The organism is Sphingobacterium allocomposti, from assembly GCF_008124885.1.
In the GTDB taxonomy this organism is placed as follows: Bacteria; Bacteroidota; Bacteroidia; order Sphingobacteriales; family Sphingobacteriaceae; genus Sphingobacterium; species Sphingobacterium allocomposti.
The window spans coordinates 101697-116575 of record NZ_VNHX01000001.1 but is presented as its reverse complement, the minus strand read 5'-3'; the positions used below and the strand labels follow the sequence as shown (position 1 = coordinate 116575).

The following is a 14879-nucleotide window of genomic DNA, read 5'->3' as shown; positions in this document are numbered from 1 at the left end:
CATTACGGCATTTTTTTAAATCCTTCTTTCTTTATCTTCCATGATCCATCTTTGGGAAAGCCGGGACAATCGCCGGTGGAGGTATCCCACCCTTCTAGCATCATGGCCACCGCTGTCAGCACACCCCCATTTCCGGGTAGATAAATACGCAACCGACCATCTTGATAGTTGTGTCCGTTCTTCAGATAGGTGTTGGTCTGTATATCCATAAATAGAGCGTCCAGTGCTCTCTCAGGCAAGTTGAGTCTCGCCGCATTCATCGCTGTCATAGGAAAATCCCAGCCCCACGTGTCGCCCCACGACCATTTCTTCCACACGGTATCGAGCGTGTTCTTCATGATTGCCTTATCTAGTTTGGCCGACTCCGGGACCATGCCTAGTGCCCCTAACACAGCCGGGTGATCCGTCATCCACTTCGGAAACGTATAAGAATCCGTGGCTGTTTCCGTCGCCAGGTAGACCCCGTCTTGTACCGGAAGAGGGGCTAGTTTATCGATCACTTGATCCCAGTGTGGATCCCGCTCCTCGCCGAGGCGCTCTTTCCAGGTCTGGGCCATACGCAACGCCCAGTCCCAATAAGCCACTTCGTAAGTAGGATTCCGCGTCTCCGCTGCACGGAACACCTCCTGCGCGGGTATAACCCCCAGCCCTAGGTTGTAGCGGTCTTTTTCCTTATCATAGTAAGCGTAATCGGCCATAAATTCGGCCGTCGCGAAGACAAGCTTTTTGTACTTCTCTAAAATGCCTTTGTCCTTGCTATTCCGGTAAGCCAGTTCGGCCATGTAGATTACATGTGGCTGTTGCCAGATGAGGAAGGCTGCCACGGAAGAGGGACTTTCATTTCCGTCGTTGTCCGACATTTTGATCCAACGCACTCCCTTGTAACCCTGCCTTACAGCCAAAGCTTTAGCTTTTTCGAACGTTTTAAAGTAATATTCCAACGTGTTCTCCATAATCTCAGACCGCCCCCACAAAGCATAATGCACGCCGTGCCACCAATGCATTTCCGTATGCGGCTTACCATACCAGCTGTTAAATGTCAGACCAGTTTCCTGCGGTGGATTGCTGCCTCCACACTGCACCTTGGTGAGGTACTGGGAGAGTACGACCCTCCGTTCCAGCTCTGCCGCCCGTGGATCAGTACTTCCGGCAAAGTCTACTGCCGCTCCGCTCAGCCAAAACGCTTTCCACGCATCAGCGCACTCCTGCTCAACAGCCGCATAACTGTGTAAACTGTCTGAAAAATCGTTTTCAGGCGAAAAAGCAAAGGAAAATTCGAATGTTGTCAGGTCGACGTTCGGTTTATAAACGAAATAGTGTCCTTCCCGCTCTTCGATCTGTCCGTTAGTGTACTGCAGCTGTGTAAAATAACGTGTTCCAGGTAATGTATGGGCGATGACCGCAGCCTTATCCGATCGGGATACAAATGTCGTTTGATGCTTGTCTTCTTCGCCATAATACGCTGCCTCATCCAGAAACTTGCCCGTTGGATAAGGATAGCGGACAAAAGCTTCCATGCGTCCTTGCTCAATTAAAGCCGACGAGACCTTCACCCCGATCCGGTCGTCTTGCTGCGCCGACGCCGTCCAGACCTCCACCGTCTCCCCCCCGACTGTAAAACGGCTATAGATGGTGCCTGACCACAGATCGAGCGTCTGCTTTATCGCCGTAATATCAGCGGCGGAAGCCTTGCTGCCATCTTCCAGATAAAACTGGAGGCCTACGTTGCCAAGCTGTATCCGATGCGGATTAACGCGATAATATTCTGTAGCTTCTTTCGATCGGCCGGCTTCTTTATGTTGTATACTATATTTCGCGTCCCGTCCTTCGTTGTTAAAGTCGTAAGACTTTAAGGTTTCTTCGAATCGGTACTGATCCGTATTGGGAAAGCTATTCCATCCCCATTCCGACTGCGTACCAAGGGAAACGCCGTTCTTATAGTATTCAGGGAAAGACTGCATTCCCGTTGCATCTACCGTATAGGCGAACGTACCATTACCCACGGTCAGCGACGCCAGCGTATCCATGGATTCGTTGACGACGTTGTGCCTTGTTACGACTTCTTTTCTGTTTATTTTGCCCGTCTGCTGTGCCTGACACGATACAAGCAACAGAATAAGAGCAAACACTAGCAAATTGTTGGTTCTTTTCATTTTGTCTGTGGTTATTTACACATGCTCATCGTGAAATGAGCCATTTTACTCCAATTATCTCCAGTTGATCTCTAGTTGGTATTGTCAGAAGACCTTAATAGCGTTGCCGCGATAAGACCGACAACTACATCGTTAGCCTCTGCCAACACGGTGAGCGAGCTGAGCTCCTTAGTCCCGTCCAACGGCAGATCTACCAACGTGGCGGCTCCTCCATCGACAGCCCGGGTTGAAAACCCTTTGATTTCGCTGTATTGCTTGAGAGCCCCTCCTCTATATAGCTCGCCTGTCTTGAGCTTGATCCGATAGGGGATTAGGTCATCGGCAATCTCGAACGCGTAATTATCGTCCAGATAATCCTGTTCGATAGGCCACCAGTTGACCGGATTTTTAAGCATCAATGTATCAGCCTCTCCGTTGCTGTAGGTCACCAAGACCTTCGCATTGATGAGCTGCGACTGCATCGGATTGGTCGATCCCGCCATCAGAAGATATATTTTGCGTGCTTTTCCCCGCAACGGGATGCTGGCTTTAGTCGGGTAGTTGTCCCATGTGCTGGTATATAACACATTACGCTGTTGTCCTTTTATCAGAAAAGGAATGTCGAGATAGTGTACGACATCATCTTTTCTCGCGTTCATCAACCCCATATCGTCGATTACAGCTGTCGTTAACGGATAACACCAGTTTCCTATACCTTGCCACGGCAACTGTAATGTAGGTCCTTCAGGACGCGGTGCTAGGTATTTCTGCTCAAAGATATCGGTCAAGCTTGCGTTGTAATGGCCAGATAAGTCGGTCGTAACATAGCTTTCAGCCCGCTGTACCTCCCATGCGGTGTGCTGCACCTCCCACGCGGCATTTCCCGTTTCTAGACGGAAGCGGTTTGTACCTCTTGAAAGGGACGTGATGGGAATCTCCATGTCGGCCTCTTCGCCACCGCCCAGCGTTAATTTGCGGGAAAAGTTTTCTCCCTGAACGGCCAACGAAATCGCTCTGTCACCGTTATTTTTTAATTGTAAAACATGTCTATTGCCCTGCGACTTAAAGTGGTGGGACACTGGTTCAACAAGCTCTATATTCACAGGGTGCCACCATGACAGGCCACCCGTTAAGAGTTGGATAAAAAACGTTCCTGTGCGACGGCCGGGAATAAAGACGAATCTGTCCTCCTGATGAGCGGCAAGAAGCCTCTGCGGGTCGTAGACTTCGCCGATTGCCACGTCAGGAGGCAAAGGACAACTAAACGTGTCGGTATACGGGTGGATCACCTTCTCCCCGCCTACCGACGGTAGCTGCCCCTCGCCGAGGATCTCTACATGAAAATCTACCGAAGGAGATGTTTCGAATACCAGAACCGGCCTTTGGATAGCGGACTTTTTTATCGTCCAGCTTACAGGCTCACCGTTTACATGGACTGCCGAGATCCGCGCAGAACTTACAGGAACTTCCATCTGTAGGCGTACCTGTCTTTGATACCGGGTATGTATATCAAACTGTATGTTTCCGTTCGCTTTCCGATAGCTATATTGCCATGCGGGCATATCCAACTCTGCAAAGTCCCAGGACGAAGGGAAGCCGGGACGGATCTCGACAACATTGTCTATCAGCTTCGGACGTACTCCAAAAAGGCCTTCTGCCAACGTACGTGCAGCCACACCAATGGGATCTGCGAAGTCTCTATAAAGCTCTCCTCGAAATGCGTCGTAGTGGGAAAGTTGTTGAAAATTTCCGGGACTGATGCCGTTGAACATACTTTCTACAATATTGCTTTTCCACAATAAAAAAGCGTCCTCATTCCGTCCGGCCTGCCAAAAAGCCAACGCCGTCTGTAGGTTTTCAGCCAACGCTACGTTGTTTACTGACCAAGTGTAGGGCTGCCAATCTGTTGTCGCCAACGTATATAGATTATGTTCTGCCTGTCCATCGACGCGGATAGGAATCTTTGGCGTATGGTTTAACACATACTGCGTGTTCTGATAGTGCTCAAAATCGTTCAGCAAGCAGGCGTCAGCGGCATGGTAAATTGTCCAGACGCCGGGCTTTTCATGTAGCAGGCGATTGCCTAAAAGGTCCTGGAATTCCGCAAAATGCCCTTTATGGGGTAGCCAAAGGCGCTCCCGCAGCGCCCTTTCAATTTTATTTGCTTCGTCGTTATAGGGTTTGGGATTCTCACCGATTAACGTTGCCAGCTTAGCAGCGGCACGGTTTGCCCGGTAGTTGTACGCTGAAGTATGGGTTACCGCTCCTCCTGCGTACTGTAGTCCGTCGCTGGCCCAGATGGCACAGTACGCGTCGTACAATCCATCGTCGTCCCGATCAAAATTTCGCTTTTCCCATGCTAAGTGACGGACGATCGCCGGCCACATTTCCCGCGCGTATTCAAGATCCCCCGTATAGTTAAAGTGAGAAAGCAGCTGATCAAAAAACACGAGATTCATGTCATAGTGGTGGGGAACCGTATTGTTGTTTGGGTTCCTCGAAATATAGCCACTTGTGAAGACAGCGGTCCCCATCGTCTCCGCATGCCGGGCGAGATGCAGGGCAGTATCCATGACGACAGGCCCTTCCGCAGGCGAGATCACCTGAGAATTAACATAGCTGGAAAAATGCTCTTTCGCACGGTCATGCCATCCCAGCACGTCTGCCGCATAGGCACCGCGCCAAGCATTTAAACGCATGCGCCAGGCCACCGCGCCATGGAGAAAAGTAGGGCTTTCCCAAATGGCGTCGGCAGCAACGGCAAGCGCGGGCCCAAAGTTATTTATAAAGCGATCAGGCGTGCGTAATCGTATCCGATCTGCCAGCGATTGTCTTTTAGATTCTGCTCCTTCGAAAAGAAGCTTGAGATTTTCGTCCGATAGGCCCGCCCCCGGCTTTCCCTTGCTCACTTGGATGTATATAGGGCCGTCTATCCGCTCATACTTTGCAGCGAGCACAGGAGCCTGTGCTCCTTGCACGCGCTCTATGTCGTGTAGGCGCTCTAATACCGTAGCGTCCGTGATATGTAACTTCGCGTTTCCGGAAAAAGCGCCATGTACGTGTTGCTCTTCCTCACGTTTACCCCGATAACGTAACGCGAAAGCCTTGCCGGATACCACAAACTGATTATGCGCGGCATAGGTTGGCAACAGGTAAAACCCAGATTCAGGATCCGCCCCGATATCACCGTTCCGGCTAAACGTTTTGCCGCTGGCGCCGCCATAAATGGCGTAAAGCTGACTATCTCCGGAAATCTGTTGCCCTTCAATTTTGAGCACCATCCCCTCTGCGCCATGCTGCGCCAAGACGGTGATGAGCAGGCTCCCTTTCCCCAGCAGCGGATCCGAAATAGTGTAACGCATTGACCCTACCCGATAGCGGGTCTCGATCTTAGCGGCATCGATCAGTTTTTTATACTGGTTGCCACGGCGGATGACGAACTGCAAATTGCCGCCCATACCGGGCAGGTATAAAGCGAACTCCGGCAGGTCGCCGGCCTCCACCCGGGAAGCACGGTTGTCGCCGTATAACGCTCTGTTGAACCGGTATTTTCCGTTTACCAGCAAGAAATCGCCGTTATCCTCCGTATAATGCAGCGATCGTTTCTGTTGCTGCCAATGCCTGGATTGGGCCACGAGCTCACATAAGCAAGTGGCCAAAAGGGAAAAGCTGCATAGAAGTATCCGCCACATAATTAATCGAATGAGGTAATCGGCTGGCCATTAATGATCACGTTCTTCAGCGTTACGTTCTTTAAAAAATTCACTTTGTACGGCTCTTCTACTCCATCTATTTGACAATTGACCATCGTAAAGTCCGTGACGGGTGATGATTCATAAGCGTTCGATAATACGGCGTATTTTCCTCCGCCCTTTACGCGCAGATTTTCTACCCAGATATTCCGTATGGTTGGGATATGCTTTCCGGGCTTTTCATAAAACATGTTAAACCGTACCGCAGCCTCCTTGTATTGCCCGACTTCCGTATTATAAAAAAACACGTTCTCTATCACGCCTCCCCTGCTGGAGCTCGTTTTGATACGTAATGCGCGATCAAGGTTCGGGCTGTCCATCGTATTGTTTAATGCGTAAATATTTCTCGCACCGCCGGCAATTTCGCTGCCTATGACTACGCCACCATGCCCATCTTTCATCATGCAGTTCTCGATGATATGGTTTTCAGCAGGCCTTCCGATATTCCGCCCGTCTTCGTCCCTTCCGGATTTAATGGCGATACAGTCGTCGCCGGTATCGAAGTAACAATCGCGGATCCACACGTTCTTGCTTGCTTCCGGGTCGCATCCATCATTGTTAGGCCCATGGCTTACCACTTTCACCCGCTCGATAAGCACATTCTCGCAAAGAACGGGATTGAGGTTCCACATGGGAGCGTTTATTAACTTCACGTCGGCTATCCACACGTTTGTACAACGGTAAGGCTGTACAAAGTTCGGCCGGAGAAAATGTCCATCACCATATATCCGGGTCTTAGGGTCGACTTCGTCAGCCATCTGCTGATGTAAAAGCGCCCGTGCCGGCTTCTGTTCTCCCGGGCGGGACTCATTCCAACCATATTTTCGGGCTCCGCACCAGTACCACCAGTGATCGTCGTCTGCATTTCCATCGAGCAGACCGTTTCCGGTAATGGCAATGTTCTTTTCGCCGTAGGCATAGATAAACGGCGAGTAATTCATACATTCCATGCCCTCCCATCGTGTAAACACAATTGGATAATCCGAACTGTCACGACTGAACAGCAAGGTAGCTCCTTCACTCACATGGAGATTGACATCACTTTTCAGATAGATGGCTCCTGTTAGAAACACGCCTGGGGGCACCACGACGCGTCCGCCGCCTTCTTCACTGCACCGGGTTATAGCCTTTTCAATCGCTTCGGTATTCTTCGTGACACCATCACCCTTAGCACCATAGGCTGTAATGATATAGTCTTTCTTTCGGAAGGTTGGAGCAACAATCTGCTTTTTGAGGTTTTCGATCTCCGCAAGCGGCTGCTCCGCGGATACCCAGCGCTTTTCCTGCCCTTGGCTTGCAAAACACATACAATAGAGCAACAAATAAATAGTCAACTTCTTCATTATAGCATCGTTTGGTTATCAATCATTAAAGTTTATAAGAGAGGATTTCGAAGACAAAAGCCGTCGACGTAGCGTAATCGCCCCCCTGCGTCGCGCCGAAGAGGAATCGGGGCCTACCGGTTACCTCGTCTAGCAGGAACATGGGCCGTTCTAGCCTACCAAATCTTTTCAGGTGCGGCGCCGGCTTCCCTTCCGACACGTAGGACTTCATATCCAGGTAAGCCACTTTGGGTTCCGACCAATTTATACCATCCTTGGAAGACAGGAGTAATCCAAATTCGTGGTTGTAGAAGCCCATGTCCCGCGCCACCATAAAGTAGGTCCCATCTTCTTCCCAGACGAACGCATCTTCAAGCTGCGCATTATTCGGTCTGTCCGAAAAATCGATGACCGCATTGTCCGATACCTTTTCGTAAGGACCAAGCGGATGGTCCGCCTTTGCTAACCCGTATTTCCGATTTCCCCGTACGGCGCCGGTGGCTTGTTGATACTCAGACGTATTCCACGATTTGTAAAACATCCAATACTTGCCATCGTGCCCACGCAGCAAAGCCGGATTTGTAGTACAATGGTCATCCCATGATCCTGTAGCTCCGGGCAACAGACAGGGCTGGTCGGGTCTATGCCATGGCCCTTCAAGACGCTCAGCGTAGGCAACGCCAATACGTTTCGTATCAGTTTTACCGTTGGAGTTCCCCATGTAAAAAAGATAGTACTTACCATCAATTTTTTTTATCAACGGGTTATGGCATGTGGTACTATCCCAATGACCAGGCCGGGGTTGAAGAACTACCGAATGATGTTTAAACGAGGAATAAGGTGTGTCGGCAATAGCATGCGCGATCTCGGATCCGCGGATCCAGCCACTCATACCCTTTTCCTTTTTCCACCGCGAATAAAAAAGGTGTACCCTGCCATCCTCCCCCCAAATGGGGGAAGAACACCAAATATAAAACTCGTCAAGCTGTAGCGTCCGTCCGATAGGCTTCAATGTAAAAGCTGGGGACGGTGCCGGTACGGAATGCGTATTCCACGCCTTCAGGTTATTTCCCTGTAATATACCGGCAAGCAGCAGCACACCCGACTGAATAAAATATCTACGTGAATAACGATCTTCTTGTTCCTCGATCCGCATCATGGTTTACATTTGTCGTGTTAGCATTCTAGGTTTACCTCGCCAAGATATTAAAAACAGAATCGAAAGGTATCCTGCGCTGTCCTGAAAATCTGCAGGTTAAGAGCGCAGAAAGCGCACAACAAAGCTCTGCCAGCCATGATTAACAGCTTTTTTACAAATAGCCCGAACTCAACCGCTATCCAGATGTTGGCCACAACACGTATAGTTTATAAACATTTGACCTCTACGAGGTCGTTTTTAATCGAACTGAGGTTAATAGCATTTCTGATGACTGGTATGCTCCCGAAAAAAAACACACTGTCGGTAGAGTTAGCGAAGCGGTCTCCACGGACCGGACCGTAAACAGGAGTTTCAGATTCCCTTTTATCCTAAGATCCTTAGTGACACTCATCTTCACACTAAGGATAGTATTGATTATCAAAAAGCGACATGTTCTCTCCTTCCACGGGCTCATACGTTCGTAATACCTTTTCCGTATGCTAATCATACTATTTTCGCTTACGCAACAGTTGCGTAAATAGTACTTCATCAGTACTTAAGGAGTACTTAAAACCTACTGAAGGTATATGAGCTCTGCGGAGCAGAAATTATAATTTTCTGTTGTGCTGTTCGGGTACGCTTCGAGACTGCTTCGACTCCTATTCGGGACAGCTTCCGAAGAGTCTCAATATAAATTCCAAAGGTAGCTCCACACTGTCGGTAGAGTTAGCGAAGCGGTCTCTACGGACCGGCCATAAACAGGAGTCTCAGACTCCCTTTTATCCTAAGATCCTTAGTGACGCTCCGCTTCACACTAAGGATAGTGTTGGAATTTGATAAAGGAGCTAACTTCCCGAAAAAACAAAAGCAGGCTAGTCTTTTGGTAGCCTGCTTTTGTTAAAGATATAGTAGCGAAACTAATAGCCGGGGTTTTGCATGGCCTGCTTTTCCGACGGACTCAATGTACTCCCACTTTGGTTGGTAATCGCATCCAGGAACGACTGAGGTATTGGCCTGTAATAATGTGTATTCGCGCTGAATACCGTATTTCCCCGCGTGTAGCCGTCATTGAAAGCCTTCCACCGAGCTTCTAAGGTTCTTGTGCGGGCTAAATCTTCCCAACGATGAAGCTCGCCGCAAAGTTCACGGGTCCGCTCATTTAATAAAAAACACATCATTTTCTGAGCGTTGGTCGTTGCCCCCAACTTTTCATAGATTGGTTTATCGACAGGGGAGTTATAAATGTCATTCACCGAAGTTAAAATAATGGACGTCGGCGCCGTCGTTTGTTCCATGTCGTTGTTTGACTCGTAATACGAGTTCCGCTCCCAATATACCGCTCCATCGGCTGAATATCCTCCCCCTTTTCCGACAGCGTACGAATTATTTTTATAAGCCTGCCCCCCGTCAACATGCTTTGAGCGGTCTTCTCCTGATTTATAGCCGGCACGTTCGCGCAGTTTATTAATCCACAAAATGGCATCCGGATATCCCGCTTCGCCCTTACGTATATACGCTTCTGCCACCATTAGCACATCCTCGGCGGAACGGGCCATTATAGCATCCCTTGTACCAAACTGAGATGCAATACTCACACGGTATCCGTCTCGGAACTTAGATAGAGCGACGGATCTAGATTGCACACCAAAATAGCCGTTATTCCCATGTTGACCTACCCATGCCTGAGCCTCCCCATTAAAATAACGTACAAAAGTATGCGTATTTTGCATAACTCCATCCTTCAGGACACCTGTGTTGTCATTGGGCACTTTCGTATACCTGCTGTCTCCAGCGTTATTGACTATATACTTAATGGCCAATTCTCCTCCCCTAAATCTCTTCGTTCCAGCAACAGTTCCAACAGGCCCCAATGGAGCATTCGTCTCCGTCCAGACGGGCGCTCCATTTGTATTATTACATCCGTACATTGTTATAAACGATTTCCAAAAGCGCGAATCGTTGACACGATCAAAGACATCCATTGTATAGTTTGTAGCGCGTGCATAAGAAAACTCTCTTCCACCTGATATATCGCGGCTCGTACCTGCGAGATCCTGATAAACAGAGGGATAATATAAATGAATTTGGTTGCCGTATCTCCCCCACGTAGCCTGATCATCGGAAAACTGGGCTGAAAGCACAACTTCCGATACCTTCTCGTTGGCTCCGTTAGCGACTTGGTAATCCCACAACTTGATAAAATCGTCTACCAAGGGATGGGCATTCACAACCTCAGTACCATATCTGATTACGGAATCAAGATCTCCGCTGATATAGTTTGTGTTCCACGAGCTGTATAATTCGCTTGCACGTGTCAGATGGGCTTTAGCCAAATAATGCGCAGCGGCCCATTTGGTGACACGTCCGAATTCTGACACGGTAGGGGGCAATAGATCATATGCCTTTTCCAGATCGGCAATCACCTGGGCGAAAACCTCCTCTTCAGTAGCTCTGGTAAAATAGGTTTCTACACCTGTCGAAGGTGTCAACTTTAAGGGTACACCGCCAAATTGCGCGATCAATTGTAGGTAAAAGTAACCTCTCATAAAGTGCCCCTCCCCCAGACGCGTATTGTAATTAACACTCGACTGGTCGTAGTATAATGGTACGTTTTGTATTAGCGTGTTGGCCGACTCTATCCCGCTATACATGTTGTCCCAAAAAGGAGCTATATTATTACCGCCATAAGTGGTTTCAGAGGCATTCAAATCGGTACTATAGCTATTGAAACTTGGCGAAGGATTATTCGCATCCGTAAATTCGTCTACTCCCAAATTAAACAATGCCATTCCCCAAGTATAGTTAAACTTAAACTTGAGTTTAGCATAAGTACCGGTAGCTAGATCATCTATACCTTGCTGGGTTTTAAAATGCTCTGTGTCCGGTATTGTAATTTGATCTTCTTTCAGAAAATCCTTGCCACATGAGGTCATCCCTACCAGCCCTCCTAACACTAACGCTACTGATATGTTGTGATATATCGTTTTCATTTCCATTATTTTTTTATGCTTTTAAGAGCTTAATTGTGTATTATATTATTCCGATGCCCATTTATTCGTAGAGCCTCAACGGCTCATGTTAAAATCCTACGCTGAGTCCTACTACCACCCCCCTAATCGTTGTCGGCGACCCTGCCGAAGTTCGGTTGTTATCATAATTTGACAGATCCGTATCGAGGAAATCTACCTTACTATACAGCATAGCGGGATTCATCAACTGACCATAGATTTTAAGATTGCTGACACCCAGTCGTTGGATTTTCGGCTGCGGAAAATTGTATCCAAAACTTACATTTCTCAATTTGATAAATGAACCGTCCTGGTAGTTCATTGACGATGCATATGTGTCAGCAGCTTCTCCGTTTGACCCCGGTTGGTAATATTCGGCGTCCTCATTCACGCCCGGGATAAAATAATCCAATTTACGTTGCATATAGCGTCCGTCTAACGTCGCGGCACCCGCGTTGACCGTAAATCCCCAGCGAGAGTAAATAAAAAAAGACAATTCAAAGTTCTTGTAATTGAACGTATTACTTATACCTCCCGACCATTTGGGACGGTAAGAACCTACTATCTGCCTATCATGGCTTCCGTCGATTACGCCATCTGGAACGCCATTCGGGCCGCTCAAATCTCGCACCCGGATTTGTCCGGGGTTGCGGCCAAATTTAGCAGCCTCCTCAGCTTCCGAAGTTTTCCAGACCCCGTCATATACAAAGTCGTAAGGCACTAAGATCTCCTCTCCGACAAACCATCTGTTATTCACGTCTTCCGTACGTCCATTAGATAGCTCCACGATTTCGCTCTTGTCTTTCGACCAGGTAAATGTCGTCGCCCACTGGAAGTCTTGCCTGTCTATATTCAAGGTATTCAGCTGAAGATCAATACCCCATCCTTTAGTCTTACCGACATTGGCATAGGTTGACGTAAACCCTAATACGGACGGAAGCATCATCGACATCAAAAGATCGTTTGTCCTTGTAGTATATAGGTCTACCGCTCCGTTAATTCTGTTGTGGAAAAATCCATAATCTATTCCGAAATTGTATTGGGTTGTTCTCTCCCATCCTAAACGGGGATTGGCCATCCTTTGTGGGTTTGCGGCCGACGGATCAGATGCAACGTAGCCAGGAGACGAAGTTGTCGAACTCCAGTTATAGAATACCTGTGTTAAGCCTCCTTTTGTGGCGTACGCACCGATAGCCGCATTTCCTGTTACCCCTGCTCCTAGTCTTATTTTCAAGTTGCTCACGCCATCGACATTTTTCATAAACTCTTCACGATCTATTCTCCAAGCTAGAGCTGCCGAGGGGAACGAGGCCCATTGATGTCCAGGAGCCAGCTGTGATGCTCCATCCCAACGCATAGAAGCGGTCAATAAATAGCGATCTTTAAAACTATAGTTTATGCGCGCCATATATGACTCCATCTGATTCTCCACCAAACCTGTAGCGTAACTTCCGACAAATCCGCCCGATGAAATATTGTACCATAGTTCCTCGGAACTGACCACATCGGTAGCTCTGAGGTCGGCGTTCTCGTAGTGATATGCGGAAGCTGATTGAAGTAACGTGAGGCCTATATGATGGTCTTTGCCAAAATCGCGATCGTAATATATCAGGTTGTCCAACGTCCACGCCAGCCGCCTTTCAGGGCTGTATCTCACAGCGTTATTACCGTCTCCATTTATACCCTCAGCAGCATTGGCTATACCCAAGCGATAATGTTTGAACTCCGGACCGAATTGCATCCGGTAGCGGAAGCCTTTAAGAAAATCAAAAATCTCTCCGAAGTCCAATTGGCCAAAGAAGCTTCCATTTGCTACAAAGGTCTGTCGTTGATTAGTATTGTAGTCTAGTTCACGGATAGGATTGATAATATTGATATCTCCTGCAGCCGGATTTCGAATATAATTCCCGTTATCGTCATACGGTACGGTCCATGGCAACATACTTCGTAAAGCATTATAGTAGTCACCTGCACCCGTTACGGATTTTGTAAAACTATATCCGTAATCTTGATCGGTATAGGCTACATTTATCGAGGTTCCCATCCTGAACCATTTTACGGGAGCCGCCTCAAAAGTTATCTTCGTCGAAAAACGCTCGAACAACTGCCCCGGCTGTGTTGCATCTTGTTTTAGGTAGCCGAAGGAGCCGTATCCTTGCGAATGCTCGCCGCCTCCCGACACGCTTAGCGTCTGCTCCGTAGACAATGCATCCTCCCGCCCATGAGCGCCCCAATCGTAGTTGCCAACCAGCGTAGGATCCCACACCGTATTGTTCTGTGTCCAACCTTTTGCGATGTTAGCCCAGGAAGCTGGAACTGAACCCCAACGGCTGAAATCTGATTCATACGTTGGCGTAGTTGATCCTGTCTTAGCTAAACGGGCATAGTCCAGCCATTCCGCCGCGTCCATATATTTAGTGACGTCATACATCCTTTCTAACGTTGCCGTTCCGGCGTACTCCAAGGTCAAGCGGCCACTTTTACCCCTTTTTGTTGATACAAGAATTACACCATTTGCGCCACGAGATCCATAAATCGCCGTTGCAGAAGCATCTTTTAAAATATCAATGGATTCAATATCCGTTGGATTGATATTCTCTATACCTCCTGTCTGTAAAATCATGCCGTCGACGACATACAAAGGCCCTTGGTCAGCGTTAAGCGATCGAACACCCCTGACACGGATATCTCCCGTTGTACCGGGACGTTGATTAGACGTGATATCCACCCCGGCAGCCTTTCCCTGCATAGCTTGTAATGCGTCCTTTACTGGCATTGCTTTTAGTTCTTTTGTACCTATACTGGAGACGGCCCCGGTTACATCCGACCTTTTTACGACATTGTAACCTACGACGACGACTTCCTCCACTTCTTCCGCGGTAGATTCCAGCGTCACGTTTATTCTCGACTGCCCAGCCACGGATCTTTCAACAGGCTTGAATCCCACCATCGTGAATACTAGCGTGGCATCCCCCTGCGCCCGAATCGAGAAGGTTCCCGCAACCGTCGTCGTCGACGCCACCGTGGAACCTTTAACTTGTACCGTAACTCCTGCCAAAGGGCGACCCTCGGTATCACTGACCGTTCCTGTAACTGTTGTTTGCGCCCGCACCGTGAAGGCCAGCAAACAGGACAAGCATACCAATAAAACGTGCTTTCCTAGCACATGCATAAAGCTTGCTTCTTTCATTGTTCTCATTTGGTTTGTGTTTTTATGATCGTTATCGAAGGTTGCTGTGCACAACCATTCTTTATGGTTATCGTTTGCCGTTCAGCTGTCATCTTAGTTTATAATCGTACGTGTTCATCGGAAAAGTTTTCATTGGTTAGCAGCGCCAAAGCCCCGGTACACGATCGGCCTATATTAAGGCTACAGCCGCATTCCCCCCCCCCCCGCACGTACCCGTGTGATCGGCCTAACAAGTAGACTGGAACAGAAATGAGATGGTGCGGTTTATCTTCTTGCCTGTACTTTAAAAACAGTTATTTCCTCCAAACACAAAGGCAAGGTAGATAAACGACGAAAT

General features: G+C 48.4%; 6 protein-coding genes. All 6 read right to left on the bottom strand.

Going from position 1 to position 14879, the window contains the following annotated elements:
• Nucleotides 1-2: 2 nt before the first annotated feature.
• The 6 genes from BC792_RS00355 to BC792_RS00330 all read right to left on the bottom strand — a co-directional run bounded on the left by BC792_RS00355 (nt 3) and on the right by BC792_RS00330 (nt 14551).
• The gene (locus BC792_RS00355) at nt 3-2153 is read right to left on the bottom strand and encodes a hypothetical protein (RefSeq protein WP_148907000.1); all 2151 of its coding nucleotides are present in this window, start codon (nt 2151-2153) and stop codon (nt 3-5) included.
• 71 nt (nt 2154-2224) lie between these two features.
• Nucleotides 2225-5824: a DUF4450 domain-containing protein gene (locus BC792_RS00350; RefSeq protein ID WP_148906999.1), complete on the bottom strand. Its 3600-nt coding sequence runs from the start codon at nt 5822-5824 to the stop codon at nt 2225-2227.
• A gap of 2 nt (nt 5825-5826) precedes the next feature.
• Nucleotides 5827-7227 (bottom strand): glycoside hydrolase family 28 protein, encoded by a 1401-nt coding sequence (locus BC792_RS00345; protein WP_148906998.1) that lies wholly within the window; start codon nt 7225-7227, stop codon nt 5827-5829.
• 25 nt (nt 7228-7252) lie between these two features.
• Entirely contained in the window at nt 7253-8365 is a 1113-nt protein-coding gene (locus BC792_RS00340; protein WP_246154724.1) for a glycoside hydrolase family protein, read from the bottom strand.
• 896 nt (nt 8366-9261) lie between these two features.
• Complete coding sequence (locus tag BC792_RS00335) at nt 9262-11334, bottom strand: RagB/SusD family nutrient uptake outer membrane protein (RefSeq protein ID WP_211357428.1); 2073 nt, start codon at nt 11332-11334, stop codon at nt 9262-9264.
• An 88-nt stretch (nt 11335-11422) separates the two neighbouring features.
• The gene (locus tag BC792_RS00330) at nt 11423-14551 is read right to left on the bottom strand and encodes a SusC/RagA family TonB-linked outer membrane protein (RefSeq protein ID WP_148906996.1); all 3129 of its coding nucleotides are present in this window, start codon (nt 14549-14551) and stop codon (nt 11423-11425) included.
• Nucleotides 14552-14879 lie beyond the last annotated feature (328 nt).